The following is a 25461-nucleotide window of genomic DNA, read 5'->3' on the forward strand; positions in this document are numbered from 1 at the left end:
CGGGACGGCGTCTCGCGGGTCGGACAAGAGGGGCGGATCGGGCTGCGCCGCAGCCGATTCCGCAGCTGCCGCCGCACGCCCTGATGCGTCGGGGGCATGCCTCAGGAACCCGTGGCACCGGCCCGGCCGGCGGCGCCGGACTCGCCCTCGAGCCGGTCGCCACGGATTGACACGTGATCGAATGTGCTCGATTGTAGTCCCGCCCAAGCACAAACGAGCGAATCGGCTTGGGTTGCCCGACGAAGTGCACCCCGTCCGAGGAGACGCCCATGCGCATCCCGCGCCGAACGTCCACGCTGGCCGCCACGGCCCTGCTCCCCCTGGCCGCCCTGGCCCTGACCGCCTGCGGCAGCACCGGCGGCTCCGGCTCGTCCGGCCCCGAGAACGGGCCGGTCACCCTCTCGTACGGCATCTGGGACAAGAACCAGGCGCCCGCGATGCAGAAGATCGCCGACGAGTTCCACGCCGCCAACCCGAACGTCACCGTCAAGCTCCAGGTGACGCCGTTCAAGCAGTACTTCACGACGCTGCAGACCGCGGCCGCCGGTGGCGGCGCCCCCGACGTCTTCTGGATGAACGGCCCGAACGTCAAGCTCTACGCCTCCAACCAGCAGCTGCTGCCCCTCGACCAGACGATCAGCACGGGCAAGCTCGACCTCGCCAAGTACCCCAAGGCGCTCGTCGACCTCTACTCCTACGGCGGCAAGACGTACGGCATCCCGAAGGACTTCGACACCGTCGGCGTCTGGTACAACAAGGCGCTCTTCGACGCCAAGAAGCTGCCCTACCCCAAGGACGACTGGACCTGGGCCGACTTCCAGTCCGCCGCCCGCGCCCTGACCGACAAGGGCAAGGGCGTCTGGGGCGCCGCCGCCCCCGTCGAGGACCAGTCCGGCTTCTACGACACGATCCCCTCGGCCGGCGGCCAGGTCATCGACGCGGCCGGCACCAAGAGCGGCTTCGGCTCGCCCGAGGCGCTGCAGGGCATCGAGTTCTGGACCTCCCTCGTCAAGGACGGCGCCTCCCCGACCGTCCAGCAGATGACCGACACGAGCCCCGGCGACCTCTTCAAGGCCGGCAAGGTCGCGATGTACTGGAACGGCTCGTGGGCCGCCGTCGAGTACAACGACGTGCCCGAGCTCAAGCAGACCGTCAACGTCGCGCCGGTGCCGAAGGGTCCCAAGGGCCAGATCTCGGTCATCCACGGCCTCGGCAACGTGATCTACGCCAAGACCAAGCACCAGGACGCCGCCCAGAAGTTCGTCGCCTTCCTCGGCGGCGAGCGCGCCGCGCAGATCCAGGCCGAGGCCGGCGCCGTCATCCCCGCCTACGAGGGCACCCAGCAGGCGTGGGTCAAGGCGATGCCGCAGTTCAACCTCAAGGCCTACCTCGACGAGGTGCCGAACGCCGTGCCGTACCCGGCCTCGAAGAACACGAAGGTCTGGACGACGCTGCAGACCGACATCCTCACGACGGTGTGGAACGGGCAGGTCGACGCCGCCACCGGCCTCAAGGACCTCGCCACGCAGATGGACGCGGCGCTCGCCAAGGAGCAGTGACCGTGGCCTCCGGTACGGCCACCGCCACGAGCGGCGCCACCGCCGTCCGGACCGAGTCGGGGAGCCGGGCCACGAGCCCGGCCCCCGGCCCCCGGGCCTCCCGCCACCCGGCGCGGACGCGTCGGCCGGCGTCGGCGAAGCGGCGCAACGACGTCTTCTGGGCGGCGGTCTTCATCACCCCGACGCTGCTCGGCCTGCTCGTCTTCTACCTCTGGCCGGTCGTGCGGACGCCGCTCATCTCCTTCACCGAGACCGGCCCGTTCGGCGGCTCCCAGTGGGTCGGGCTCGACAACTACACGAAGCTCTTCGGCGACGCGCGCCTCTGGGAGACCCTCCTCAACACGCTGAAGTTCACTGTCGTCGCCCTGCTCGGCATCCCGATCGCGCTCGTCGTCGCGGCGCTGCTGTCGACCGAGGGGCTGCGCGGCGTCAAGGTGTACCGCGTCCTCTACTTCCTGCCGGTCGTGACGATGCCGGCGGCGGTCGGTCTCATCTGGCGCACCCTCTACAACGGCGACGTCGGCGTCATCAACGCCATGCTGCACGTCGTCGGCATCCAGGGCACCAACTGGCTGTCCAACCCCGACACCGCGCTGTACGCCATCGCCGGCGTCGGCATCTGGCTCGGCCTCGGCACGCAGATCGTCATCTTCCTCGCCGCGATCCAGGGCGTGCCGAAGGAGCTGTACGAGGCGGCCGCGCTCGACGGCGCCGGACGCATCCGGCAGTTCTGGTCGATCACGCTGCCGACGATCAGCCCGAGCGTCTTCTTCATCTCGGTGCTCGCCGTCATCGGCGCCCTGCAGACCTTCGACCTCATCTTCGTCATGAGCGGCCCGACCAACCCGGCCTACCCGGAGACCGAGACGATCGTCGCGCAGTTCTACCAGCGCGGCTTCGTCGAGAACCAGCAGGGCTACGCCGCGGCGATCGCCCTCGTCATCCTCGTGATCATCGTCGCCGTGACCGCGCTGCAGTTCCGCCTCCAGAAGAAGTGGGTGCACTATGTCTGACGTCGCAACCCGTGTGCCCGCGTCCAGAGCACCGGGAAAGCCGCTGCGGCCCAAGCACATCGGCGTCCACGTCGTGCTCATCCTCGGGGCCGTCGTCATGGTCGGGCCGTTCTTCTGGGAGGTCATGACCTCGCTGAAGACCCTCGGCGAGACGATGACCGTGCCGCCGACGATCCTCCCGAAGCACCCGCAGTGGTCGAACTACGGCAAGGTCTTCGACACCCTGCCGTTCACGCAGATGTTCTGGAACAGCACCCTGCAGACCCTGGGCCGTGTCGCCGGCCAGCTCGTGCTGTGCTCGATGGCCGGCTATGCCTTCGCCCGCTTCGAGTTCCGCGGCCGCGGCCTGCTCTTCGGCCTGTTCCTGTCGGTCCTCATGGTGCCGAGCCAGCTGTTCCTGCTGCCGCAGTACGAGATCATCGCCGGCCTCGGCTGGCTCAACTCGATCCAGGCGCTCGTCGTGCCGGGCCTCTTCAGCGCGTTCGGCACCTTCCTGCTGCGCCAGTTCTTCCTCACCCTGCCCCGCGAGCTCGAGGAGGCCGCGCGCCTCGACGGCGCCAACCACTGGCAGATCTTCACCCGCGTCATGCTGCCGCTGGCGCGCCCGGGCCTCGTGGCCCTCGCCGTGCTCGACGTGCTGTGGAGCTGGAACGACCTCATGTGGCCCCTTGTCGTCAACAACGACCCGACGAAGATGCCGCTGTCGGTCGGGCTCGCCTCTCTCATCGGCCAGTTCACCGTCGACACGACGACGCTCATGGCGGGGTCGGTCCTCGCGACGCTGCCCGTGCTCGTCCTCTTCATCGCCCTGCAGCGCCAGTTCATCCAGGGCATCGCGTTCAGCGGCTCCAAGGGCTGAGACCCTCGTACCAGACCCGTGAAAGGTGACCCCCATGACCACGACGACCCCCTCCCCGGCGCCCACGTCGAGCGACCCGACGCCCACCGCCGACCTTCGCCTGGCCATCATCGGCTTCGGCCTGCGCGCCAGCCTGGCGACGTACGCGCACCGCCCCGGCGAGGGCAGCCGCGTCACCGTCGTGTGCGACGCCGCCGAGCGCGGCCGCCGCGACGCCGCCGAGCGCGTCGAGGGCGTCCGCCTCGTCGACAGCGTCGACGAGCTGCTGAGCCCCGAGGTGCGGGCCGAGATCGACGCCGTGCTCGTCCTGACGCCGGACCATCTCCACGCCGACCACGCCGTGCGCACCCTCGAGGCCGGGCTGCCGACCTTCGTCGAGAAGCCGCTGGCCACGACGGTCGAGGACGCCGACCGCATCCTCGCCGCGGCGGCGCGCACCCGCACCCGGCTCTACGTCGGGCACAACATGCGCCACATGCCGGTCGTCCGGGCCATGCGCGCGGTCATCGAGGCGGGCACCATCGGCGAGGTCAAGGCGGTCTGGTGCCGCCACTTCGTCTCGGCCGGCGGCGACTACTACTTCAAGGACTGGCACGCCGACCGCACTCACACCACGGGCCTGCTCCTGCAGAAGGGCGCCCACGACATCGACGTCATCCACTGGCTCGCCGGCGCCTACACGCGTCGGGTGGCGGCTGTCGGTGACCTCGCGGTCTACGGCGAGATCACCGACCACCGCGACAACTCGGACCGCCGGATGGCCGACTGGTACTCGCTCGACAACTGGCCGCCCACCGAGCAGCGCGAGCTGCACCCGGTCGTCGACGTCGAGGACATCTCGATGGCCAACCTCGTGCTCGACGGCGGCGTCCTCGCCAGCTACCAGCAGTGCCACTTCACGCCGGACTACTGGCGCAACTACACGGTCATCGGCACCAAGGGCCGGCTCGAGAACTTCGGCGACGGCCCGGGCGCCGTCGTCAAGGTGTGGACCCGCCGCACCGACAGCTACCGCGAGGACGCCGACGAGGTGCTCGAGATCCCCCCGGCCGACACCACCGGCCACGGCGGCGCCGACCCGCTCCTCATGGCCGAGTTCGTCCGGTTCGCCCGCGAGGGCGGCCCGACGATGACCTCGCCCGTGGCGGCCCGCGAGGCCGTCGCGGCCGCCGTGTGCGCCACGTCGTCGCTGCGCTCGGGCGGGGGAGCCGTCGACGTGCCACCGCTCGAGCCCGACGTCGCCGCCTGGTTCGCCGCCGGTCAGGCGTGAGCCCCCGGCGTCGGGGAACGGGCCGTATCAGGAGGTCCGGCGCGGGGCTCTGACCCGGGAGGCCCGTTCGAGGGGCGGGCCCGGCCCCCGAGGATGTGCCCACCATGAGCGTCACCGACGTCTTCCCACTCATCAAGGTCCCCGACGCGTGGCCCGTGCCGGTCGTCGCGACGCTCGCGATGGTGTGCCTGGCCGGCCTCGACCTCGCCGGGGCCGTCCTCGCCAAGGAGTGGGCGAGCAACGGGAGCGTCCGCGCCCTCGTCCTCGGCGCCGGCGCGTTCCTCGTCCTCTTCTGGGTGTACGCGTCGTCGCTGCGCTACGCCGAGCTCGCGCTCGTGACGATGGGCTGGGTCGTCATGCTCCAGGTGGGGCTCGTGCTCGTCGACCGCTGGCGCTACGGCGTCGAGCTGCCCGTGGGCAAGTGGGTGGCCATCGTCGTCGTGCTCGTCGCGCAGGCCTACCTGGTGCTCGCGCCGAGTGCTGAGTCAGGAGGCGTCGCTGCGGGCGGGGCCGGATAGACTCGCTCGCACGGCCCCGGAGCGTCGTCAGGCAGGCGCGACCTCCGGCAGGCACACCGACCCGTCCGTGCCGGCGCCCGCGCGCAGGTTCTCGGGCGCGTCGGCCCTCGATCAGCGAAGGAACCCCCCGTGCGTCGACGTGTCGCCCGCCAGGTGGCGATCGCTGCCGTCGGGGCGGCGACCCTCCTCGTGTCCGCCTGCACCGACGCGTCGCCCGGCGGCGGCGCGAGCGCCACGACCGGGGGGACGCCCGTCGCAGCAGCCACGACGCCCGCACCGGCCCCGACGCCGCGGGCGCCGCTCGTGGTCGACACCGTCTTCGACCACGCGACGCTCGACCCATCGCGCCAGTTCGACCGCAGCGGCCTGCTGGTGTCCAAGGCGGTCTACCAGACGCTCACCGACCTCGACGCCACCGACCCGACGAAGGTCGTGCCCGGAATCGCCGAGTACACCCTCTCGCCGGAGGGCAAGTGGCTGACGATGCGCCTGCGCAAGGGCCTCGTGTTCTCCGACGGCACTCCGGTGACCACCGAGGACGTCATCTTCACGCTCCAGCGCGCGCAGGGCCTCGGCGGCACGGCAGCGGCCGTGCTCGGCACCGTCAACATCGTCAAGGTCGACGACCGCACGTTCACCCTCAGCTCGCCCCGCTCGAACTTCGCGCTGCCGTCCGTCCTGGCCAACCCGGCCTTCGGCATCCTCAACTCGGCGGCCGTCAAGGCCAACGGCGGCACGATCGGCCCCGGCGACACCGCGGCCCGGTACCTGTCGACGCACTCGGCGGGCTCGGGCCCCTACATGTTGACCGGCGCGACGTCGACCCACGTCACCCTCGCCGCCAACCCGGCCTGGACCGGAGCGGCGCCCGCGTTCGGCGAGGTCGTGCTGCGCGACGTCGCGCCCAAGGACCAGGTCGGCGACGTGCGCGCCGGCCGCGCCGACGTCGCCCTCGACCTCTCGCCCGCGCAGGCGGCCGCCCTCGCCGCGAGCGCCGCCGCGGAGAGAGCCGCGTCGGGCACGGCGTCGGGCACGGCGTCGGGCACGGCCACGGCGCCGTCGGGCAACGGCAGCACCGCGCCACCCTCCGGAACGTCCGGCACGTCGTCCGGCACGTCGTCCGGCACGTCGACCGGCAGCTCGACCGCGTCGGGCACGCCCACCCCCGGCGGGCCGGGCTCGGTCGCCGTCACGGCGTCGAACTCCTCGACGCTCGCCTTCCTCTCGCTGTCGCGCAACCCGCAGGTCAACCGCTGGACCGCGAACAGCGCCTTCGTCGAGGCGGTCCGCAAGGGCCTCGACGTCGAGGCGCTCGCCCGCGCCGCCGGCGACGCCCGCCCGGCCGCGGGCCTCGTGCCCTCGGGCATCGTCGGCTCGCTCGAGGACGGCGCCGTCCCGACGTCGCCACCGACCCCGACGCGCAGCGGCACCCCGAGCGCGACCGGCACTCCGTCCCCGACGCGCTCGACGACGCCGGGCCGGGCGGGCGCGTCGGGCACCGGCACCCCCGTCCCCGGGGCCACCGGCACGTTCCCGCCGCCGACCGCCGTGCCCACGGCGGCGCCACGTGACCTCGCCGGGGCCCGGGCAGCCCTGAAGCGCTCCGGGTACCGGGGCGAGCCGGTCCGCCTCACCTACGCGGTCGACGTGCCGATCTCCGGCATCCAGCGCAGCACCATCGCGAACGCCGTGCGGGGCCAGCTGGCCGCGGTCGGCATCCGTGTCGCCCTCGACCCGCAGCCGTCGTCGACGGCCCTGGCCGCCTACCGGTCCGGGCGCAGCGCCTTCAGCCTGTGGAGCTGGAGCCCCGACTACCCGGACCCCGAGAACTACCTTGCCTTCGCGCCCGGAGAGCTCGTCGGCCAGCGCGCCGGCTGGCAGCGCGGCCAGGACGCCCTCGTCGACGACCTGACCGAGGCCGCCCGCGCGTCGGTCGGCGACGACCGTTCGGGCGCGTACGCCGCGTGGCAGGTGGCGATGAACGAGCGCGGCCCGTTCGTGCCGCTCCTGCAGCCGATGACGCACGTCGCCACCGGCCCCCGCGTGCACCGCGTCCCTGCCAACCCGGTGTGGACCGTCGACCTCGCGGCCATCTCCTGACGCGTCCGCACCCGCGGGGGCGGCCGCGTCCCGTAGCGTCGGCGCCATGAGCACCGTCCCGCACGTGCGCGGGCTGCTCCTCGCGGCCGGAGCCGGCCGCCGGATGGGCGGCCCCAAGGCGCTCGTGCGCCGCTCGCCCGACGAGCCGACGTTCGTCGAGCGCGGCGTCGAGGTGCTCCACGCCGGAGGCTGCCGCGGCGTCACCGTCGTCGTCGGGGCGGCGGCCGAGGAGGTCGCCGCGATCGTCGACCGGCTCGGGCACGACGTCGACGTCGTGCGCTGCCCGGACTGGCACGAAGGGATGGGTGCCTCGCTCCGCGCCGGGCTGGGCGCCCTCGCCCGCACGGCCCACGAGGGCGACGCCGGCATCGACGCCGTGCTCGTCAGCCTCGTCGACCTGCCCGACCTGACGCCCGAGGTCGTGGCCCGCGTCCTCGCGACGACCGGGGGATCCGACGCCGGGACGGGCGCCGCGACGGGAGCGGCGACGGACGCCGGGGCCGCCGCGGGGGGCCGCCGGTCGGTCCTGCGTCGGGCGTCCTACCGCGGCACGCCGGGCCACCCGGCCCTCATCGGCCGTGACCACTGGGACCGCGTCATCGCGACGGCCACGGGCGACAACGGCGCCCGCGACCACTTCCGCACCCACGCCCACGAGCTCGTCGAGTGCGGCGACCTCGCGACGGGCCGCGACGTCGACACCCCGGCCGAGCTCGACGGTCGACACTGAGGCCTCGCGCTTCCGCGACGGCCCGTCATGCGTGATGCTCGGGGCATGGAGACCGCCTTCACCAGCCCCGCCGACGTCACGTCGGCCCTCGCGCGCACCGGCTACCTCGCCGACGAGGCGCTCTCCACCATCACCTTCCTCGCCAGCCGCCTCTCGCGCCCGGTCCTGCTCGAGGGCGAGCCGGGCACCGGCAAGACGGCCCTGGCCGAGGCGCTCGCCGAGGCTCTCGACCTGCGTCTGATCCGGCTGCAGTGCTACGAGGGGATCGATGCCACGCAGGCCCTCTATGACTGGGACTTCCCGCGGCAGATCCTGCACCTGCGGGCCGTCGAGGCCGTGGCCGGTGAGATCGGTGGGGCCGGCGCCGACCGTGACGCGCGCGCCCTCGAGGAGGAGCTCTTCGACGAGCGGTTCCTCCTCGCGCGGCCCGTCCTCGAGGCCCTACGCGCCGCGCCGTGCGTGCTGCTCGTCGACGAGATCGACCGCGCGGACGACGAGTTCGAGGCGTTCCTGCTCGAGGTGCTGTCGACGTGGCAGGTCACGATCCCCGAGCTCGGCACGATCAGCGCCGCCATCCCGCCGCTCGTCGTGCTCACCTCGAACCGCACCCGCGAGCTGCACGACGCCCTCAAGCGTCGCTGCCTCTACCACTGGATCGACCACCCCGGCCTGGCCCGCGAGCTCGAGATCGTCAGGTCGCGGTTGCCCGAGGTGCCCGAGGCGCTGGCCGAGCAGGTCGTCACGGCGGTCCAGCGGCTGCGCTCCACCGGCGAGCTCATCAAGCCGCCGGGCGTCGCCGAGACCCTCGACTGGGCGCGGGCCCTCGAGGCCGTCGGCGCGACGCGTCTCGACACCGAGGTCGCCGCCGCCACTTTGGGCGCCGCCCTGAAGTACCGCGAGGACTCCGAGCGCGTCCGCGCCGCCCTGGACAAGCTGCTCACGGCATGACCCTGGCGCCCGACCTGCCGACCGGGGTGCCCACCGAGGCGCCGCCGGAGGCGTGGCTGCTCGGCTTCGCCCGCGCCCTGCGCGCTGCCGGCCTGTCGGTCACGGCCGACCGCGAGCGCACCTTCCTCGTCGCGGCCGCCACGGTCGGCGTCGGGGAGCGGTCGGGCGTCTACTGGGCCGGCCGTGCCACCCTCACCTCGGTCCCGGCCGACTTCCCGGTCTACGACGAGGTGTTCGAGCGCTGGTTCGGCACCGAGGAGGTCCGCCGCGGCTCACGCGTCGACCTCGTACGGCCGCCGGTGCGCCAGGCCCCGCTCGGTGGCGAGGCCGAGGGGGAGGACGCGTCGGCCGGCGACACCATCGAGGCCCGCGCCAGCGCCACCGAGGTGCTCCGGCACCGCGACCTCGCCGCGCTGAGCGCCGCCGAGCGCGCCGCCGCCGCCCGCCTCTTCGCCTCCCTCGACCCGCGGTCGCCTCGGCGACGGGCCCGACGGCACGTGCGGTCCCGCTCCGGCGCGGTCGACGGCCCCGCGACGCTGCGCGAGCAGCTGCGCCGGATGGGTGAACCGGGGCGAATTCGATACCGGCGCAAGGGAGTCCGCGCACGACGCGTCGTCTTCCTCGTCGACGTCTCCGGCTCGATGAGCCCGTACGCGGACAGCCTGCTGCGTCTAGCGCACGCCTACGTCCGGCACTGTGACCACGTCGAGGTCTTCACCATGGGCACGCGCCTGACCCACGTGACGCGGGCGCTGCACGAGCGCGACCCCGACCGGGCGCTCGCCGCCGCCGGGCGCGTCGTGCCCGACTGGTCCGGCGGCACCCGGCTCGGCGACTCCATCGGCGCCTTCCTCGACCGCTGGGGCCGCCGCGGGATGGCGCGCGGCGCCGTCGTCGTGGTGTTCAGCGACGGCTGGGAGCGCGACGGGCCCGAGGTGCTCGGCGAGCAGATGCGTCGCCTCGCCGGGCTCGCCCACCGGGTCGTGTGGGCCAACCCGCACCGCGGCAAGGTGGGCTACGAGCCGGTGCAGCAGGGAATCGTGGCCGCGCTGCCGTACGTTGACGACTTCGTGGCGGGTCACTCGCTCGCCGCGTTCGAGGAGCTGATCGAGGTGGTGGCCCGTGCGTGAGGTGCTCTCGGACCTGATGCGTTGGTGGTCGGCCGGCGAGACCGTCGGGGTCGGCACCGTCGTCGGCACGTGGCGCTCCGCCCCCCGCCAGGCGGGCGCGTCGATGCTCGTGGGCCCCGGTGGCGAGGCCGTCGGCTCGGTGTCGGGCGGCTGCGTCGAGGGCGCGGTGTACGAGCTCGGCCAGGAGGTCGTCGCCTCCGGCGCGCCCGTGCTCCAGCGCTACGGCGTCAGCGACGACGACGCGTTCGCCGTCGGCCTGACGTGCGGCGGCATCCTCGACGTCTTCGTCGAGAAGGTCTCGCGCGACACCTTCCCCGAGCTCGGCGAGGTCGCCGCGGACATCGACGCCGGCCGCCCCGTCGCCGTCGCCACCGTCATCGCCCACCCCGACCCGTCGTGGGTCGGGCGCCGCCTCGTCGTGCGTCCTGAGGAGGGCGACGAGGAGGACGTGGCCGCGTCCACGCTCGGCAGCGCGCGCGCCGACGACGCCGTCCGCGACGACGCGCGCGGCATGCTCGCCCAGGGCACGACGGGCACGCTGACCTACGGCCCCGACGGGGAGCGTCGGGGCGAGGGCCTGCGGGTCTTCGTCGCCGCGCACGCGCCGAAGCCGCGGATGCTCGTCTTCGGCGCCATCGACTTCGCCGCCGCCGTGGCCCGGGTCGGCGGGTTCCTCGGCTACCGCGTCACCGTCTGCGACGCGCGTCCCGTGTTCGCGACCGCCTCGCGCTTTCCCGGCGCCGACGAGGTCGTCGTCACGTGGCCGCACGACTACCTCACGGCGGAGGTCGAAGCCGGACGCGTCGACTCCCGCACCGTCATCGCCGTGCTGACCCACGACCCGAAGTTCGACGTGCCTTTGCTCGAGGTGGCCCTGCGCCTGCCCGAGGTCGCCTACATCGGGGCGATGGGCTCGCGGCGCACCCACGAGGACCGGCTGGCGCGGCTGCGCGAGGCCGGCCTCACCGAGGATGAGCTGGCCCGGATGAGCTCACCGATCGGCCTCGACCTCGGGGCGCGCACGCCCGAGGAGACGGCGGTGTCGATCGCCGCCGAGATCATCGCCCTGCGCTGGGGCGGCGGTGGTGAACGCCTCGGCGGCCTCGCCGGCCCGATCCACCACCACCATCCGGCACACGACACCGAGCCCGACGCCCTGACGCCGACGCCCTGACGCGTCAGGAGGGGCGGGGGCGCCAGCGCTTCCACAGGGCGGTCGCCTGCGCGCGCACCTTGCCGTCGAACCGGAGCTGCACCTCGACGGTCATCTGCGGCTCGGACGCATCGACGACGGTGGCGAACAGCTCGACCTCGTCGTGCAGAGGGGCCGGGCGCAGGTAGCGCACGTCGAGCCCGGCCGTCACATAGGACAGGTCCGCGCCGGGCAGCGGCGGCCAGCCGCCGCGCTCGGCCTCGAGCATGACAGCGGCGGCGCTGTGGCAGTCGAGGACCGTGCCGATGATGCCGCCGTTGAGGTAGCCGAGCCCGTTGTCGTGCTCGGGCCACGGCGTGAACGACGCGGTGACCCCGTCCGGGGCGGTGTCGCCGAGCGGGTAGCTGCGCAGGCGCAGGCCGCGCTCGTTGGCCTGGCCGCACCCGAAGCACGGGAGGTCGGGGTAGAGCCGCTCCTGGATGCTCAGGGCGCTGGGAGCGCTGGGGTCGCTGACGTCGGTGTCGGGCACGGCGCCAACCTATCGGGCGGCCTTGGTCACATAATTGGTCCAACCTCTTGATGAGTGGACCAATGGTCGGGCAGGCTGGCCCGCATGATTCAGCGTGGATTCACACCGGTCGCCCGGCGCTCGGTCTCCGACGAGGTCTTCGCCGAGCTGCGCGACGCCGTCCTGACGCGTCGCTTCGTCCCCGGCGACTCCCTCCCGCCCGAGCGCGAGCTCGCCGCCTCGTTCGCCGTCAACCGGCACGCCGTGCGCGAGGCCCTCCAGCGCCTCCAGGCCGCCGGCTTCGTCCGCGTCGTCCACGGCGGCGGCACCCGCGTGCTCGACGTGCGCAGCAGCGCCGGCCTCGACCTGCTCGCCCACCTGGCCAGGTCGGCCGACGCGCTCGACCCGGTGGTCCTGCGCGACGGCCTCGAGATGCGTCGGTGCATCGGTGTCGACGCCGCCCGGCTCGCCGCCGAGCGGGCCACCCCGGAGGCGCGCGAGCGCGTCGTCGCCGCGGCAGCCGCCTACGACGACACGACCGACCCCGACGCCGACCGCGCCTTCTGGCTCGAGGTCGTCGAGGCGTCGGGCAACCTGGCGTTCCGCCTCGCGCTCAACTCCCTGCTCCACGCCATCGACGCCCGTCCCGAGGCGATGGACGCACTGCTCGCCGCCGACCGCGCCGACCTGCTCCCGCACGGCCCGCTCGCCGCAGCCGTCGCGGCGGGCGAGGCCGAGGAGGCCGCCCGGCTGGCCGACGCCATCCTGTGCCAGGCGCTCGACGTGTGGGCCGTGCTCGACGCGAGCGGCGGCCTCACCGGAACCGGGCCCGGGACCGACACCGGCGCCAAGGGGGCGTGATGGTCGACCTCATCCTCGCAGCGGTCCCGTTCTTCGTCCTCTTCATCGTCGTCGAGGTCGCCTCACTGTGGTTCGCGCCGGACGACGACGAGGTCGGCTACGAGGTGCGCGACACCTTCACGAGCCTCGCGATGGGGCTGGGCAGCGTCGGCGTCGGCGTGCTCTACAAGGCGGTCCAGCTCGTCGTCTACGCCGCCCTCTACGAGCTGAGCCCGCTGCGCCTCGACACCGCGCTGTGGTGGACGTGGATCGTCATCTTCCTCGCCGAGGACCTCGCCTACTACTGGTACCACCGCGCCCACCACGAGGTGCGGATCCTCTGGGCCAGCCACGTCGTGCACCACTCGAGCCAGCGCTACAACCTCTCGACCGCGCTGCGCCAGACGTGGACGCCGTTCGGCGGGGTGCCGTTCTGGGCGCCGTTGGCCCTGCTCGGCGTGCCGCCGTGGGCGATCTTCCTCCAGCAGTCGATCTCGCTGCTCTACCAGTTCTTCCTGCACACCGAGCGCGTCGGAACCCTCTGGCGCCCGGTGGAGCTGGTCATGAACACGCCCTCGCACCACCGCGTCCACCACGGCACGAACAACGCCTACCTCGACCGCAACTACGGCGGCATCCTCATCGTCTGGGACCGGCTGTTCCGCTCCTTCGAGCCCGAGGGCGACCGCGTCGTCTACGGCCTGACGACCCAGCTGCGCACGTACAACCCGCTCGTCGTCGCGACGCACGAGTACGCGTCGATCTGGGGCGACGTGCGCGCCGCGGCGTCGTGGCGCGACCGCGTCGGGTACCTGCTGCGCGGCCCCGGCTGGCACCCCGGAGGTGCCAGCCTGGGCTGACCGGGGGTCAGTGGGCGCTGGAGCGCTTCCAGAGGTTGATGCCGCCCTCGACGGCGTGCTTGTCGATCTTGGCCAGCTCCTCGTCGGAGAAGGCGAGGTTGTCGAGGCAGCCGAGGCTGTTCTCCAGCTGGCCGACCGACGACGCGCCGATGAGCACCGACGTGACGCGCTCGTCGCGCAGGATCCACGCGAGCGCCATCTGAGCGAGGGACTGGCCGCGCGCCTTGGCCATACGGTTCAGGGCCCGGATGTGCTTGAGGTTCTGCTCGCTCAGCAGCTTCGGCGAGAGCGACTTGCCCTGGGAGGCGCGCGAACCCGCGGGCACGCCCTTGAGGTACTTGTCGGTGAGCATGCCCTGGGCGAGCGGGCTGAACGCGATGCAGCCGACACCCTCCTCGCCGAGGACGTCGAGCAGGTCCTCCTCGACCCAGCGGTTGAGCATCGAGTAGCTCGGCTGGTGGATGAGCAGCGGCGTGCCCATCGAGCGGAGGATCTCGACGGCCTCCTTGGTCCGCGGGCCCGAGTAGCTCGAGATGCCGACGTAGAGCGCCTTGCCCGAGCGGACCGCGGTGTCGAGCGCGCCCATCGTCTCCTCGAGCGGCGTCGTGTCGTCGAAGCGGTGGCTGTAGAAGACGTCGACGTAGTCGAGGCCCATCCGCTGCAGCGACTGGTCGAGCGAGGCGAGGACGTACTTGCGGCTGCCGCCGCCCTGGCCGTACGGGCCCGGCCACATGTCGTAGCCGGCCTTGCTGCTGATGATCAGCTCGTCGCGGTAGCGCGTGAAGTCCTGGGCGAAGATCGTGCCGAAGTTGCGTTCGGCGCTGCCGTAGGGCGGGCCGTAGTTGTTCGCGAGGTCGAAGTGCGTGACGCCGAGGTCGAAGGCCCGACGCAGCGTCGCGCGCTGGTTGTCGAGCGGCACGTCGTCACCGAAGTTGTGCCACAGGCCGAGGGACACGGCCGGCAGGTCGAGGCCGGAGCGACCGGTCCGGCGGTAGGTCATCGAGTCGTAGCGCGAGCGGAGCGCCTGGTAGTCGTCGGCGTGGAGCGTCATGCCCGACAGTCTGCCGGGAGCGGGCGCCGCCGACGAGTGCGGGTCGCGCAGGTCGGAGAGCAGAACGGGTCGAGGAGCTCGGGTCGCGGCCGCCTCATCCGCAGAAACTCTTGTGCGCAGGCCACTTCTGACAAAGACTCACCGTGGGGAAGTCAACTGCAGCGCGGCAGGAGGACACATCGAATGACCCGAATCACCGTGAACGTCGACGGGGTCAGCTACTCCGACGACGTCGAGCCCAGGACCTTGCTGGTCCAGTACCTGCGCGAGACGCTCGGCAAGACCGGGACCGTCGTCGGGTGCGACACGAGCAACTGCGGTGCGTGCACCGTCCACCTCGACGGCACGAGCGTCAAGTCGTGCAACGTCCTCGCCGTCCAGGCGGACGGACACGAGGTCACCACGATCGAGGGCCTCGCCACCGACGGCGAGCTCCACCCCGTCCAGAAGGCCTTCCACGAGTGCCACGCACTCCAGTGCGGCTACTGCACGCCGGGCATGATCATGCAGGCCTGCGACGTGCTGAAGGAGAACCCGGACCCGAGCGAGGAACAGATCCGCGAGGGCCTCGAGGGCAACCTCTGCCGGTGCACCGGCTACCACAACATCGTCAAGGCCGTGCAGCAGGCGGCCAAGGACCTCAGCTCGCAGGCGGTGACGTCATGACCGTCACCGAGGACCGGCCCGCCGAGGCCGGCGGCGAGATCGGCAGGGCCCGACGCCGCAAGGAGGACCAGCGCCTCATCACCGGCCGCACCCGCTGGACCGACAACATCCAGCTGCCGGGCATGCTGCACCTCGCGATGGTGCGCAGCCCGTTCGCGCACGCCCGGATCACCTCCATCGACACGGCCGCGGCCAAGGCCGCTCCGGGCGTCATCGCCGTCGTCACCGGCGCCGACGTCGCGGGCAAGCAGGGCCTCGTCGCGACGGCGTGGCCGCTCAACGCCGAGCAGAAGACGCCCGAGCACCTGCCGATCGTCGTCGAGCACGTCGCGTGCGCCGGCGAGATCGTCGCCGTCGTCGTCGCGCGCACCGCGGCCGCCGCCCGTGACGCCGTCGAGCTCGTGGACGTCGACTACGACGAGCTGCCCGCGGTCCTCGACCTCAAGGAGGCCGCCACCGACGCCGTGCTGGCCCACCCCGACCTCGGCACGAACACGAGCGCCGTCTGGACGCTCGACTCGGCGGCCCAGGGCTCGGGGACCGACGTCGAGGACGAGATCGCCAAGGCCCGCGAGGGTGGCATCGTCCTGGAGCGCGAGTACCGCCAGCAGCGGCTCATCCCCGCCTTCATGGAGCCCCGCTCGACGGTGTGCGACCCGACCGGCGAGCAGATGACGGTGTGGACCAGCTCGCAGGTGCCGCACGTGCTGCGGTTCCTCGTCGCGGCCACCACCGGCATCCCCGAGTCGAAGGTGCGCATCATCGCGCCCGACGTCGGCGGCGGGTTCGGGGGCAAGCTGCAGACGACGCCCGAGGAGTTCGCCACCATCGCCGTGGCGCGGCTCGTCGGCAAGCCGTGCAAGTACACCGAGACCCGCTCCGAGTCGCTCCTGTCGGGCCACCACGGCCGCGACCAGTGGCAGAAGCTGACCCTCGCCGCCGAGAAGGACGGCACGGTCACCGGGCTCAAGGTCGAGCTGCTCGCCGACCTCGGCGCGTACGTCGGCGTCGTCGGCGGCGGCGTGCCGGTGCTCGGCGCCTGGATGTTCAACTCGATCTACAAGTTCGCCGCCTACCACTTCTCCGTCCGCACCCTGCTGACGAACAAGACGTGGGTCGACGCGTACCGCGGGGCCGGGCGCCCCGAGGCGACGTTCGCGATCGAGCGGCTCATGGACGAGCTCGCCGTCGAGGTCGGGGTGGACCCGCTCGCGATCCGTGAGAAGAACTGGATCACGCACGACGAGTTCCCGTTCACGACCGTGGCGGGCATGACCTACGACTCCGGCAACTACGAGGCCGCAACGGCCAAGGCCAAGGAGCTGTTCGACTACGACGGTCTGCGTGCCGAGCAGCAGCGCCGCCGCGAGTCGAACGACCCGCTGCAGCTCGGCATCGGCATCTCGACGTTCACCGAGATGTGCGGCCTGGCACCCTCGCGCATCCTCGGCGCCCTCAACTACGGCGCCGGCGGCTGGGAGTCGGCGAGCATCCGGATGCTCGCCACCGGCAAGGTCGAGGTCGTCACCGGCACGTCGCCGCACGGCCAGGGCCACGAGACGGCGTGGAGCCAGATCGTCGCCGACCGGCTCGGCGTCCCGTTCGAGGACGTCGAAGTGCTCCACGGCGACACCCAGAGCGCCCCCAAGGGCATGGACACCTACGGCTCGCGCTCGCTCGTCGTCGGGGCCGAGGCCGTCGTCCGGGCCGCCGACAAGGTCATCGAGAAGGCCAAGCCCATCGCGGCGCACCTGCTCGAGGCGAGCGTCGACGACATCGAGTTCACCGGCGGACGGTTCGGGGTCAAGGGCACCGACAAGGGCGTCGGGATGGCCGACGTCGCGCTCGCGTCGTGGACCGGGCACAACCTGCCCGACGGCGTCGAGCCGAGCATCGACGCCGACGCGACCTTCGACCCCGAGAACTTCTCGTTCCCGCACGGCACCCACCTGTGCGCGATGGAGGTCGACACCGAGACCGGGGCCACGACGATGCGCAAGTACGTCTGCGTCGACGACATCGGCACCATCATCAACCCGCTCATCGTCGAGGGGCAGGTGCACGGCGGCCTCGTCCAGGGCATCGCGCAGGCCCTCTGGGAGGGCGCCGAGTACGACGACCAGGGCACCCTCGTCACGGGCTCCTTCGTCGACTACACGCTGCCCACGTCGGCCGACACGATCAGCTTCGTCACCGACCACACGACGTCGCCGTCGACCTACACCAAGCTCGGCACCAAGGGCGTCGGCGAGGCCGGCGCGATCGCCTCGACGCCGGCCGTCGTCAACGCGATCATCGACGCGGTGCGCCACCTCGGCGTCGACGACATCGTCATGCCGTGCACCCCCGAGCGCGTCTGGAAGGCCATCCAGGCGGGGGCGCCCGTCACGACCGAGGGCGAGCGCGGCGCGCAGCCACACTTCGACGAGGGAGCGCCGAACGCCGACCCGGCAGCCGGCCTCGGTGAAGGGAGCGGACAGTGATCCCCGCCGAGTTCGACTATGTGGCGCCGGAATCCGTCGCCGATGCCATCGCGGCACTCGCCGAGCACGGCGATGAGGCGAAGGTCCTCGCCGGTGGCCAGTCGCTGCTGCCGATCCTGCGGATGCGGCTCAACGCCCCCGGCGTCATCGTCGACCTCGGCCGCATCGCCGAGCTGCGCGGCGTCTCCGAGGACGGCGACCACGTCGTCATCGGTGCCATGACGCCGTACGCCGAGGTGCTCGCGTCCGACCTGGTGTCGACGCACGCGTCCCTGCTGTCCAAGGCCATCGCCACGGTGGCCGACCCGCAGGTCCGCCACCGCGGCACGGTCGGCGGCGCCCTCGTGCACGCCGACCCGGCGGGCGACGTCGGGGCGCCGGCGCTCGCGCTCGGGGCCCAGCTCGTCATCGCCGGGGCCGGCGGGGCCACCCGCACCGTCGCGGCCGACGACTTCTTCGAGGACCTCTTCACGACCGCGGTCGGCGAGGGCGAGCTGCTGACGCAGATCCGCATCCCGAAGCACACCGGGTGGGGCGCGCACTACGAGAAGTTCGTGCGGGTCAGCCACCAGTGGTCGATCGTCGGGGTCGCGGCGGCGGTGCGCACCGACGGCGGATCGATCGCTGAGGCCCGCGTCGGCCTGACGAACATGGGCTCGACGCCCTTGCGCGCCAAGGCAGTCGAGGAGGCGCTGGTCGGCAAGCAGGCCACTGACGAGGCGGTCCGCGCGGCCGTCGCCTCCGTGGCCGAAGGCACCAACCCGCCCTCCGACCTCAACGGCGACGCCGACTACCGCCGACACCTCGCCACGGTGCTGACGCGGCGCGCGGTCCTCGCCGCGGCGGGAGCGTGATCGCCGGATGGAGCTGACGCACTCCTTCACCGTGCCGACCTCGGTCGACGATGCGTGGGCCCTGTTCATGGACCTCGAGCGCGTCGGCGGCTGCTTCCCGGGGGCGACCGTGACGGAGGTGACCGCAGACGGCTTCTCCGGCACGGTCAAGGTCAAGCTCGGCCCGATCGCGCTCGTCTACGCCGGGTCGGGCTCGTTCGTCGAGCGTGACGACGCCGCGCACCGGGCCGTCATCGCCGCCAAGGGCAAGGACAAGCGGGGCAACGGCACCGCCGGCGCGACCGTCACGATCGGGCTCGCGCCCGACGGCGACGGCACCCGGGCCGACGTGACGACCGACCTCGCCGTCACGGGGAAGCCGGCGCAGTTCGGCCGCGGCGTCATGCAGGACGTCTCGGACAAGCTGCTCCAGGCCTTCGTCGCGTGCATCGAGAAGCAGCTCGGCGAATCCGTCGCGGGCGCAGGGGAACCCGCTCCCGAGCCTGCCGGTTCCGAGCCCGCAGCCACCGAGCCGGGCGGTGCCGGCGCACCCACCGCGGAGGCCGGCGCAGCGGCAGGGGCGACGCCCGTCGCCGCGCCCGGCGCGCCGACCAAGGACGCGACGGCGCCGGCAGCGGCACCCCGCCCGACGCGTCCGGCGTCGGTGGCTCCGCCCGAGGACGACGCGCTCGACCTTGGCACGGCGGTCCTTCCGGTGCTCGTGCAGCGCTACGCGCCCTACGCCGGGGCGGCCCTCGTCGGGCTCGTCCTGGGCTGGTTGCTCGGTCGTCGCCGCGGAGGCTGACGCGACGACCACGGCCGACCGCCCCGAACCGTGGGCGGGCCGGCGAGAGGGCCCATCCGCATCCGGTGGATGGGCCCTCTGCCGTCTCCCGGGAAGTTTCGACCGGGGCCGGCTGCCGTCCAGCGCAGGCCCCTCAACGTGCGCAGCGGACGACCACGTCCTGCCATCGTCGACCGATCGCCGGCGCCGTGGGGCCGGGTTGCGAGAAGTCGTCGTCGGCGCAACAGCCGGGCGACACCGGGGAAGAGAGACGGGCGTGCCGGACGTTGCCGACGAGGACAGCCCGAACGGAAACGAACCGGACCGACCGGGTCCACGAGACCGGGCCGGACCGGACGAAGGAGAGCACACATGGCACGCGTCGTCGTCATCGGAGCCCACGGGAAGGTCGCCCTGCTCGCGGCGCCCCTGCTGCGTGAGGCCGGCCACGAGGTCACCGGAGTCATCCGCAACCCGGCCCACGCCGCCGACGTCGAGGCCTCCGGTGCGACGCCGCTCGTCGCCGACGTCGAGACGCTCGACACCGACGGCCTGCGCGACGTCCTCGCCGGGCAGGACGTGGTCGTCTGGTCGGCGGGCGCCGGCGGCGGCAACCCGGCGCGCACCTACGCTGTCGACCGCGACGCCGCGGCCCGGGCCGTCGACGCGTCCGTCCCGGCGGGCGTCCGGCGGTTCGTCATGGTGTCCTACTTCGGCGCCGGTCCCGGGCACGGGGTGCCCGAGGGTGACCCGTTCTTCGCCTATGCCGACGCCAAGACGGCGGCCGACGCGCACCTGGCCGCGTCCGACCTCGACTGGACGATCCTGCGTCCGAGCCGTCTCACCGACGACCCGGCCACCGGACGCGTCGAGGCCGGCCCCGACGCCCGCCCCGGCTCCGTACCGCGCGCCGACGTCGGCCGTGTCATCGCCTCCGTCGTCGACCACCCGGACACCACGGCGCGGCGGGTCATCGCCTTCAACGGCGGCCCGACGCCGGTCGACGAGGTCGTCGCCGCCCAGGGGTGAGGGCGCGACTCAGCGCCCGACCGGCACCGCGACGAGGACGCTGATGTCCTCGTAGTTGCGCGTCGCGGCGTTCCAGCTGCCGCCGCACGTGGCGAGGAAGAGACGCTCGGGGCCGTGCCGGTCGTAGAGGTGCTCGGAGCCGATGATCCGCGGGTAGTCCCGCGCGGAGTCGACGGCAGCCCACACCCGTGCGACGCGGTAGGCGCACACCGACCCGTCGGGCTGGACGGTCTGCACGACCTGCCCGGCGCGGGCGCGCGTCGCGAAGTCCTCGCCGAACACGGCCGAGCCGTCGCGGTAGGTGTGGCCGTCGAGCAGCACCGTGCCCTCGCCGTCGCCCGGGCGCGGTCCGTCGGCGAACCAGCCGACCCGGCTCGTGTCCGCGGGGTTGCCGAGGCGGCGGCGCCCCTGCGCGTCCGGCGGGTGCTCGGTGTCGAGACCGATCCGCTCGACGGCCGCGTCGACGCCGAGGGCGGGGTACACGACGCGCCGGGGCGGCCCGGCCGTGCACGCGGCCCCGTGGGCGCTCGGCACCGGCGGCCGCGGCCGCGCCTGCGCCTCGTGGGCGGCCGCGCCGGCCTGCGCGAGGGGCCGGTCCACGAGCACCCAACCGCCTGCGCAGACGAGGGCCACCGCGAGCAGCGGAAGGACTGCCCGCGAGGCCCGCGCGCCGGAGCGCGCGGGCCTCGGGCGGTGCCTGCCGGCGATCAGTCGACCTCGGCGGTGCGACGGCGACGGCGACGCGCGACCTCGGCCCCGGCGAGCGCCCCGGCGGCGGCGATGAGGCCCACGCCGACGAGCACGTCAGCGGTGCGCGACTCCTCGGTGACCTCGCCCATGCCACCGGTGTGCGGCGCAGCGTCACCGAGCGCCGGGACCGCCTCGAGCGCGACGGTCGCCTGGGGGTCGGCGACCGCCGCTCCGTCGAGCGCGACCGGCGCCTCCGGGGAGCCCGCGACGGTGCCTGCAGCGTCGACCGTCGGGGTGGGCGTCGCGGGCGCGGCGGAGGTCGCCGGGGCCGAGGGCGTCGCCGTCGCGGTCGCGGCTGACCCGGCCGGTTGCCCGGCGGCCGCGCGACCGCTGGTGGCGCCGGCCTCGGCCGGGCACGCCGTGGTGGGTGCCTCGTCGTCGAGCGAGACGACGACCGAGCGGAACTGCCCGTCGGAGAAGGAGTCTCCGAGCTGCGGCTCGACGCCGCGGTCGTTCGTCAGGGCCGCCTCGTCGACGTGGATCGGGTTCTTGCCGCCCTTGAGGACCTCGTCCTCGCCGGGCTGGTGGACGTACTTGCAGACCCACACCTTGTGCGGGTCTCCGGGTGTTGCGGCGGCGGAACCCGCAGCGAGGACGCAGGCGCCCGTCGCGGCGAACGAGGCGGCGACGAGCAGGGCGGCGACGCGCGATGGCGTGGCGGCATGGATGGTTCGGGTCATCAGACAGTGCGCTCCCGTGGAGGGGCGGCGCATGGCCGGGTCAGGTCACGAGCCGCGAGTGGTGGAGGGTCATGTAACGCAGAGGAACTCGGTGACCGTGAGGGGAGTCGGTGAACCGTGCGCGAGGCGCCAGCGCCTCGGCCGTGGGAGAACATACCGGACGGGAGGGGATTGCGCCGTTCGAGCGACCTCGCGTGACGGACGCCATGACCACGCGCGAATTGCGGTGTGGGGGAACGGGCCTCAGTGACGGGCCCCAGCGACGGGCCCCAGTGGCGGGCCCCAGTCACGGGCCTCAGTGACGGGCAGCGTGCTCGGCGACGACGAGGTCCTGCCACGCCATCCCGACGCTCTTGAAGACGTTGGGCCGGTCGGTGGCCCGCTCGACGCGCCCGAGGACGAGGTCGGCGAGGGTGTGCACGGCGTCCCAGGGCAGGTGCCCCTGCGCGGCGGCCAGGACGACGTCGCCGGCCTCGCGCCGTGCCGTCGCGATGTCCTCGACGACCACGAGCGAGCGTCCGAGCAGGGCCCCGGGCAGCTCGCGGCGATGCGGCTCGTGCGACCCGATCGCGACGACGCACGCGCCCGCGGACACCCACCCGTCCTCGAGCACCGGCGTCGGGGCGCTGGTGGCGGTGACGACGAGCTGCGAGCCACGGACCGCGTCGGCCACGGCCTCGACGTCGGCGACGCCGTCGGTCGGCTCGCCCGCCGCCCAGCCGCCGGTGTGCAGACCCAGCGTCCGTACGCCGGGTGCGATCCCGGAGATGCGGGCGGCCGTGGCCCGGGCCGCCTCGGCCCGCCGGCCGACGACGGTGATCGTGTCCGGCTCGCGGATGGCGAGGATCGCCTCTGCGTGGCCGACGGCCTGGGGGCCGCTGCCGACGATGACGACCGAGTGCACGTCGTCGGGGGCGAGCGCGTCGGCCGCCACGGCCGAGACCGCGGGGGTGCGCAGCGCCGTGATCGCCGTGCCGTCGAGCAGCACCGACGGGCTCAGGGTGGCGGCGTCCATGAGCACGTAGACGGCCTGGATGCGTTCGAGCCCGCGCTCGGGGTTGCCCGGCGCCACCGACAGCACCTTGACGCCGGCGGCCCCGGCGGAGGTGGCCGGCATGACGAGGAGCTGGCCGTCGCCCGCCGTGGGCGCCAGGCGGGGCAGGTCGCTCGCGGGGTCGAAGCCGTCGGCGAGGCGCTGGCGCACGAGGCGCCGCGCGCGGTCGGCCGACACGGTGCGGCGGACGTGCTCGGCGTCGAGCCAGCGGGGCGGCGGCACAGGGGGCACGAGCAGACTGTATGCCGGGTGCACGCGTCGGGCGCGCGGGGACGTAGGCTCGATCGGATCCGTCCACACCCCTCGGGCGGTCGCCGTCAACGACGACACGAAGTCAGGACACCATGGCGCTCAGCGTTTTCGACCTCTTCTCGATCGGCATCGGGCCGTCGAGCTCGCACACCGTCGGGCCGATGCGTGCGGCGGAGATGTTCGCGCAGGGCCTGCGCGAATCGGGCCGCCTCGGCGACGTGGCGCGCGTGCGCTCGCAGCTCTTCGGGTCGCTCGGTGCCACCGGTCACGGGCACGGCAGTGACAAGGCCGTGCTCCTCGGCCTCACCGGCGAGCGCCCCGAGCTGTGCGACCCGCGCGCCGTCGAAGGACGCCTGGCCGAGATCCGCGCGAGCAGGCGCGTCGCGCTCCTCGGCGAGCACGAGATCGACTTCGTCGAGGACGAGGACCTCGTGCTGCACCGTCGCAAGACCCTCCCGGTCCACCCCAACGGCATGACGTTCACCGCGCTCGACGCGTCCGGCGCGACGGTCGACGAGCGCACCTACTACTCGGTCGGCGGCGGCTTCGTCGTCGGCGGCGACGCGGACGGCTCCACGAAGATCGTCGAGGACTCGACGCCGGTCGCGCACCCGTTCCGCACCGGCGACGAGCTGCTCGCCCACTGCAAGGAGACCGGCAAGTCGATCGCCCGCATCATGCTCGAGAACGAGCTGTCGTGGCGCACCGAGCAGGAGGTCCGCGACGGCCTGCTCGACATCTGGAAGGTCATGAAGGAGTGCGTCCGCAACGGCATCGACACCGAGGGCGTGCTGCCCGGTGGTCTGCGCGTGCGGCGTCGTGCCCCCGAGCTGGCCCGGCGGCTGCGCCTCGAGGGTGCGAGCGACGACCCGCTGCGCGGGATGGACTGGATCACCCTCTACGCCCTCGCCGTCAACGAGGAGAACGCGTCCGGCGGGCGCGTCGTGACCGCCCCCACCAACGGCGCGGCCGGCATCATCCCCGCCGTCCTGCACTACTACGCGAACTTCGTGCGTGGCGCCGACCGCGACGGCATCGTCCGCTTCCTGCTCACCGCGGGCGCCATCGGCGTCATCTACAAGGAGACCGCGTCGATCTCCGGCGCCGAGGTCGGCTGCCAGGGCGAGGTCGGCTCGGCGTGCTCGATGGCGGCCGGGGCGATGGCCGCGGTCATGGGCGGCACGCCCGAGCAGGTCGAGAACGCCGCCGAGATCGGCATGGAGCACAACCTCGGCCTGACCTGCGACCCCGTCGGCGGCCTCGTGCAGATCCCGTGCATCGAGCGCAACGCCATCGCGTCGGTCAAGGCCATCACGGCGGCCCGCACCGCCCTGCGCGGCGACGGCTCGCACGTCGTCAGCCTCGACAAGGTCATCAAGACGATGCGCGAGACCGGTCGCGACATGAAGGTCAAGTACAAGGAGACGGCGCGCGGCGGCCTCGCCGTCAACGTCATCGAGTGCTGAGGCCACCCCCGACGCCGCGCACGGCCTCGACCGGCAGCTCCCACCCCTCGAGGGGCAGCTCGACCGAGCACTCGTAGTAGCGCATGGCCAGGGTGGCCCTGGCCACGTCGATGTCTCCCTCGCCGACGGCCAGGACGGTGTTGAGCCACAGGTGGTCCGGCGCCGCCGTCTGGAACATCAGCACGTGCAGTCCGCGGCCGTCGTCGAGCGACGACAGCCCGGTGAGCGTGAAGAGCACCTCGCCGTCGGCGACCTCGATGACGCCGCGCGCGTCGGGCAGCGCGTAGCCGTCGCGGATGCGCGGGAAGTTCGACCACCGGGCGGTGCCGGAGAGCCGTCCGGTGAGCGTCCCCGTCCCCTGTCCGTACACCCGGCCGTCACGGTGCTCCGCCGGCGGCGCCTCCTTGAGCAGGTCGTAGGTCCAGCTGGCGTCGCACAGGTGCTCGAGGTGCATGGCATCCTCCCGGAGTCTCCGACCTGTCGACGCTACTCCGCGCCCGCGCCGACGTCACCGGGTTCCGACGCGTCGGGCGGGGGCGGTCAGTCGGCGAGGTCGGCGCGCTGGCAGACCATGAGCGGGTTGCCGTCCGGGTCCTCGAACTGGACGAAGAAGACGCTGCCGATGTCCTCGACGTCGGAGGTGATCGTCACCTCGAGCCGGCGCAGGTGCTCGATCGTCGCGGCCAGGTCGTCGGTCCAGAGGAAGAACCGCGGCGGCCCGTCGGCCGTGAAGTCGGGGCGGTTGGCGTCGAGGGCGATCCGCGGGCCGTCCTGCACCGGGATGTCGAGGATCGTGCCCTCGTGCGACGCGGCGTCAGGCTCGAAGCCGAGCACGTCGCCGTACCAGCGTGCCGACCGCGCCAGGTCGCGGACGGGGACGAAGATCTGGCCGACGTGGCGCCGGATGGGGGAGCTGGGCATCCGG

At 73.1% G+C, this 25461-nt stretch carries 25 protein-coding genes; 18 read left to right on the top strand and 7 right to left on the bottom strand.

Annotation, left to right across the window (positions count from 1 at the left end):
* The first annotated feature begins 269 nt into the window (after window positions 1-269).
* The 10 genes from RY076_RS17150 (at window position 270) to RY076_RS17195 (ending at window position 11301) form a co-directional block, all read left to right on the top strand.
* Window positions 270-1559, top strand: coding sequence for an ABC transporter substrate-binding protein (locus tag RY076_RS17150; RefSeq protein ID WP_323100225.1), 1290 nt, complete (start codon window positions 270-272; stop codon window positions 1557-1559).
* 2 nt (window positions 1560-1561) lie between these two features.
* Window positions 1562-2572, top strand: a complete 1011-nt coding sequence (locus RY076_RS17155; RefSeq protein ID WP_323100226.1) for a carbohydrate ABC transporter permease — start codon at window positions 1562-1564, stop codon at window positions 2570-2572.
* The gene (locus RY076_RS17160; protein WP_323100228.1) at window positions 2565-3431 is read left to right on the top strand and encodes a carbohydrate ABC transporter permease; all 867 of its coding nucleotides are present in this window, start codon (window positions 2565-2567) and stop codon (window positions 3429-3431) included. The genes RY076_RS17155 and RY076_RS17160 overlap by 8 nt, the downstream gene beginning before the upstream one ends.
* Before the next feature lie 34 nt (window positions 3432-3465).
* On the top strand, window positions 3466-4701 hold the full coding sequence (locus RY076_RS17165; protein ID WP_323100229.1) for a Gfo/Idh/MocA family protein: 1236 nt from the start codon (window positions 3466-3468) through the stop codon (window positions 4699-4701).
* 104 nt (window positions 4702-4805) lie between these two features.
* A complete protein-coding gene (locus RY076_RS17170) occupies window positions 4806-5219 on the top strand; it encodes a hypothetical protein (protein ID WP_323100230.1) in 414 nt (137 codons plus the stop codon).
* A 129-nt stretch (window positions 5220-5348) separates the two neighbouring features.
* Complete coding sequence (locus RY076_RS17175; protein ID WP_323100232.1) at window positions 5349-7319, top strand: ABC transporter substrate-binding protein; 1971 nt, start codon at window positions 5349-5351, stop codon at window positions 7317-7319.
* Window positions 7320-7365: 46 nt separating this feature from the next.
* Complete coding sequence (locus RY076_RS17180) at window positions 7366-8049, top strand: nucleotidyltransferase family protein (protein WP_323100234.1); 684 nt, start codon at window positions 7366-7368, stop codon at window positions 8047-8049.
* Between the two features lie 45 nt (window positions 8050-8094).
* Complete coding sequence (locus tag RY076_RS17185; protein WP_323100235.1) at window positions 8095-8997, top strand: AAA family ATPase; 903 nt, start codon at window positions 8095-8097, stop codon at window positions 8995-8997.
* The gene (locus RY076_RS17190) at window positions 8994-10127 is read left to right on the top strand and encodes a vWA domain-containing protein (protein WP_323100237.1); all 1134 of its coding nucleotides are present in this window, start codon (window positions 8994-8996) and stop codon (window positions 10125-10127) included. The genes RY076_RS17185 and RY076_RS17190 overlap by 4 nt, the downstream gene beginning before the upstream one ends.
* On the top strand, window positions 10120-11301 hold the full coding sequence (locus tag RY076_RS17195; protein WP_323100239.1) for an XdhC family protein: 1182 nt from the start codon (window positions 10120-10122) through the stop codon (window positions 11299-11301). Before RY076_RS17190 ends, RY076_RS17195 begins: the two co-directional genes overlap by 8 nt.
* Window positions 11302-11305: 4 nt before the next feature.
* On the opposite strand, the gene RY076_RS17200 is transcribed toward RY076_RS17195, so the two are convergent.
* Complete coding sequence (locus tag RY076_RS17200; protein ID WP_323100241.1) at window positions 11306-11809, bottom strand: PaaI family thioesterase; 504 nt, start codon at window positions 11807-11809, stop codon at window positions 11306-11308.
* An 84-nt stretch (window positions 11810-11893) separates the two neighbouring features.
* Between RY076_RS17200 and RY076_RS17205 the strand changes: the two genes are divergently transcribed.
* Together RY076_RS17205 and RY076_RS17210 are read left to right on the top strand one after the other, a co-directional pair.
* A complete protein-coding gene (locus RY076_RS17205) occupies window positions 11894-12649 on the top strand; it encodes a FadR/GntR family transcriptional regulator (protein ID WP_323100243.1) in 756 nt (251 codons plus the stop codon).
* Window positions 12649-13488 carry a sterol desaturase family protein gene (locus RY076_RS17210; RefSeq protein WP_323100244.1) on the top strand — a complete coding sequence of 280 codons (840 nt, stop codon included), beginning with the start codon at window positions 12649-12651 and terminating at the stop codon, window positions 13486-13488. Before RY076_RS17205 ends, RY076_RS17210 begins: the two co-directional genes overlap by 1 nt.
* 7 nt (window positions 13489-13495) lie before the next feature.
* On the opposite strand, the gene mgrA is transcribed toward RY076_RS17210, so the two are convergent.
* On the bottom strand, window positions 13496-14539 hold the full coding sequence (gene mgrA / locus RY076_RS17215; protein WP_323100246.1) for an L-glyceraldehyde 3-phosphate reductase: 1044 nt from the start codon (window positions 14537-14539) through the stop codon (window positions 13496-13498).
* Between the two features lie 183 nt (window positions 14540-14722).
* Here mgrA and RY076_RS17220 point away from each other — a divergent pair, with 183 nt between their 5' ends.
* The 5 genes from RY076_RS17220 to RY076_RS17240 all read left to right on the top strand — a co-directional run bounded on the left by RY076_RS17220 (window position 14723) and on the right by RY076_RS17240 (window position 20334).
* Window positions 14723-15205: a (2Fe-2S)-binding protein gene (locus RY076_RS17220; protein ID WP_323100248.1), complete on the top strand. Its 483-nt coding sequence runs from the start codon at window positions 14723-14725 to the stop codon at window positions 15203-15205.
* Window positions 15202-17688 (top strand): xanthine dehydrogenase family protein molybdopterin-binding subunit, encoded by a 2487-nt coding sequence (locus RY076_RS17225; protein WP_323100250.1) that lies wholly within the window; start codon window positions 15202-15204, stop codon window positions 17686-17688. Before RY076_RS17220 ends, RY076_RS17225 begins: the two co-directional genes overlap by 4 nt.
* A complete protein-coding gene (locus RY076_RS17230; protein ID WP_323100252.1) occupies window positions 17685-18542 on the top strand; it encodes an FAD binding domain-containing protein in 858 nt (285 codons plus the stop codon). Before RY076_RS17225 ends, RY076_RS17230 begins: the two co-directional genes overlap by 4 nt.
* 7 nt (window positions 18543-18549) lie before the next feature.
* Window positions 18550-19326: an SRPBCC family protein gene (locus RY076_RS17235; RefSeq protein WP_323100253.1), complete on the top strand. Its 777-nt coding sequence runs from the start codon at window positions 18550-18552 to the stop codon at window positions 19324-19326.
* A 351-nt stretch (window positions 19327-19677) separates the two neighbouring features.
* Entirely contained in the window at window positions 19678-20334 is a 657-nt protein-coding gene (locus RY076_RS17240; RefSeq protein WP_323100255.1) for an SDR family oxidoreductase, read from the top strand.
* 9 nt (window positions 20335-20343) lie between these two features.
* Here the strand turns inward: RY076_RS17240 and RY076_RS17245 are convergent, their stop codons facing one another.
* From RY076_RS17245 to RY076_RS17255, 3 genes are all read right to left on the bottom strand, one after another.
* Entirely contained in the window at window positions 20344-20967 is a 624-nt protein-coding gene (locus RY076_RS17245; protein WP_323100257.1) for a class F sortase, read from the bottom strand.
* 74 nt (window positions 20968-21041) lie between these two features.
* Entirely contained in the window at window positions 21042-21764 is a 723-nt protein-coding gene (locus RY076_RS17250) for a hypothetical protein (protein ID WP_323100259.1), read from the bottom strand.
* 295 nt (window positions 21765-22059) lie between these two features.
* On the bottom strand, window positions 22060-23049 hold the full coding sequence (locus RY076_RS17255; protein WP_323100260.1) for an ornithine cyclodeaminase family protein: 990 nt from the start codon (window positions 23047-23049) through the stop codon (window positions 22060-22062).
* 113 nt (window positions 23050-23162) lie between these two features.
* Between RY076_RS17255 and RY076_RS17260 the strand changes: the two genes are divergently transcribed.
* Window positions 23163-24536 carry an L-serine ammonia-lyase gene (locus RY076_RS17260; protein WP_323100262.1) on the top strand — a complete coding sequence of 458 codons (1374 nt, stop codon included), beginning with the start codon at window positions 23163-23165 and terminating at the stop codon, window positions 24534-24536.
* Here the strand turns inward: RY076_RS17260 and RY076_RS17265 are convergent.
* Together RY076_RS17265 and RY076_RS17270 are read right to left on the bottom strand one after the other, a co-directional pair.
* Window positions 24523-24990 (bottom strand): DUF3237 domain-containing protein, encoded by a 468-nt coding sequence (locus tag RY076_RS17265; protein ID WP_323100263.1) that lies wholly within the window; start codon window positions 24988-24990, stop codon window positions 24523-24525. The genes RY076_RS17260 and RY076_RS17265 overlap by 14 nt on opposite strands.
* Before the next feature lie 86 nt (window positions 24991-25076).
* Entirely contained in the window at window positions 25077-25457 is a 381-nt protein-coding gene (locus RY076_RS17270; protein ID WP_323100265.1) for a VOC family protein, read from the bottom strand.
* Between the last annotated feature and the right edge of the window lie 4 nt (window positions 25458-25461).

It is taken from the genome of Intrasporangium zincisolvens (genome assembly GCF_034724055.1).
Lineage (GTDB): Bacteria > Actinomycetota > Actinomycetes > Actinomycetales > Dermatophilaceae > Monashia > Monashia zincisolvens.

Coding starts and splice junctions, on each gene's coding strand:
- RY076_RS17150 (WP_323100225.1), top strand. CDS start 270: ATGCGCATCCCGCGCCGAACGTCCACGCTGGCCGCCACGGCCCTGCTC.
- RY076_RS17160 (WP_323100228.1), top strand. CDS start 2,565: ATGTCTGACGTCGCAACCCGTGTGCCCGCGTCCAGAGCACCGGGAAAG.
- RY076_RS17165 (WP_323100229.1), top strand. CDS start 3,466: ATGACCACGACGACCCCCTCCCCGGCGCCCACGTCGAGCGACCCGACG.
- RY076_RS17170 (WP_323100230.1), top strand. CDS start 4,806: ATGAGCGTCACCGACGTCTTCCCACTCATCAAGGTCCCCGACGCGTGG.
- RY076_RS17180 (WP_323100234.1), top strand. CDS start 7,366: ATGAGCACCGTCCCGCACGTGCGCGGGCTGCTCCTCGCGGCCGGAGCC.
- RY076_RS17185 (WP_323100235.1), top strand. CDS start 8,095: ATGGAGACCGCCTTCACCAGCCCCGCCGACGTCACGTCGGCCCTCGCG.
- RY076_RS17190 (WP_323100237.1), top strand. CDS start 8,994: ATGACCCTGGCGCCCGACCTGCCGACCGGGGTGCCCACCGAGGCGCCG.
- RY076_RS17205 (WP_323100243.1), top strand. CDS start 11,894: ATGATTCAGCGTGGATTCACACCGGTCGCCCGGCGCTCGGTCTCCGAC.
- RY076_RS17210 (WP_323100244.1), top strand. CDS start 12,649: ATGGTCGACCTCATCCTCGCAGCGGTCCCGTTCTTCGTCCTCTTCATC.
- mgrA (WP_323100246.1), bottom strand. CDS start 14,539: ATGACGCTCCACGCCGACGACTACCAGGCGCTCCGCTCGCGCTACGAC.
- RY076_RS17220 (WP_323100248.1), top strand. CDS start 14,723: ATGACCCGAATCACCGTGAACGTCGACGGGGTCAGCTACTCCGACGAC.
- RY076_RS17225 (WP_323100250.1), top strand. CDS start 15,202: ATGACCGTCACCGAGGACCGGCCCGCCGAGGCCGGCGGCGAGATCGGC.
- RY076_RS17235 (WP_323100253.1), top strand. CDS start 18,550: ATGGAGCTGACGCACTCCTTCACCGTGCCGACCTCGGTCGACGATGCG.
- RY076_RS17240 (WP_323100255.1), top strand. CDS start 19,678: ATGGCACGCGTCGTCGTCATCGGAGCCCACGGGAAGGTCGCCCTGCTC.
- RY076_RS17250 (WP_323100259.1), bottom strand. CDS start 21,764: ATGACCCGAACCATCCATGCCGCCACGCCATCGCGCGTCGCCGCCCTG.
- RY076_RS17260 (WP_323100262.1), top strand. CDS start 23,163: ATGGCGCTCAGCGTTTTCGACCTCTTCTCGATCGGCATCGGGCCGTCG.
- RY076_RS17265 (WP_323100263.1), bottom strand. CDS start 24,990: ATGCACCTCGAGCACCTGTGCGACGCCAGCTGGACCTACGACCTGCTC.
- RY076_RS17270 (WP_323100265.1), bottom strand. CDS start 25,457: ATGCCCAGCTCCCCCATCCGGCGCCACGTCGGCCAGATCTTCGTCCCC.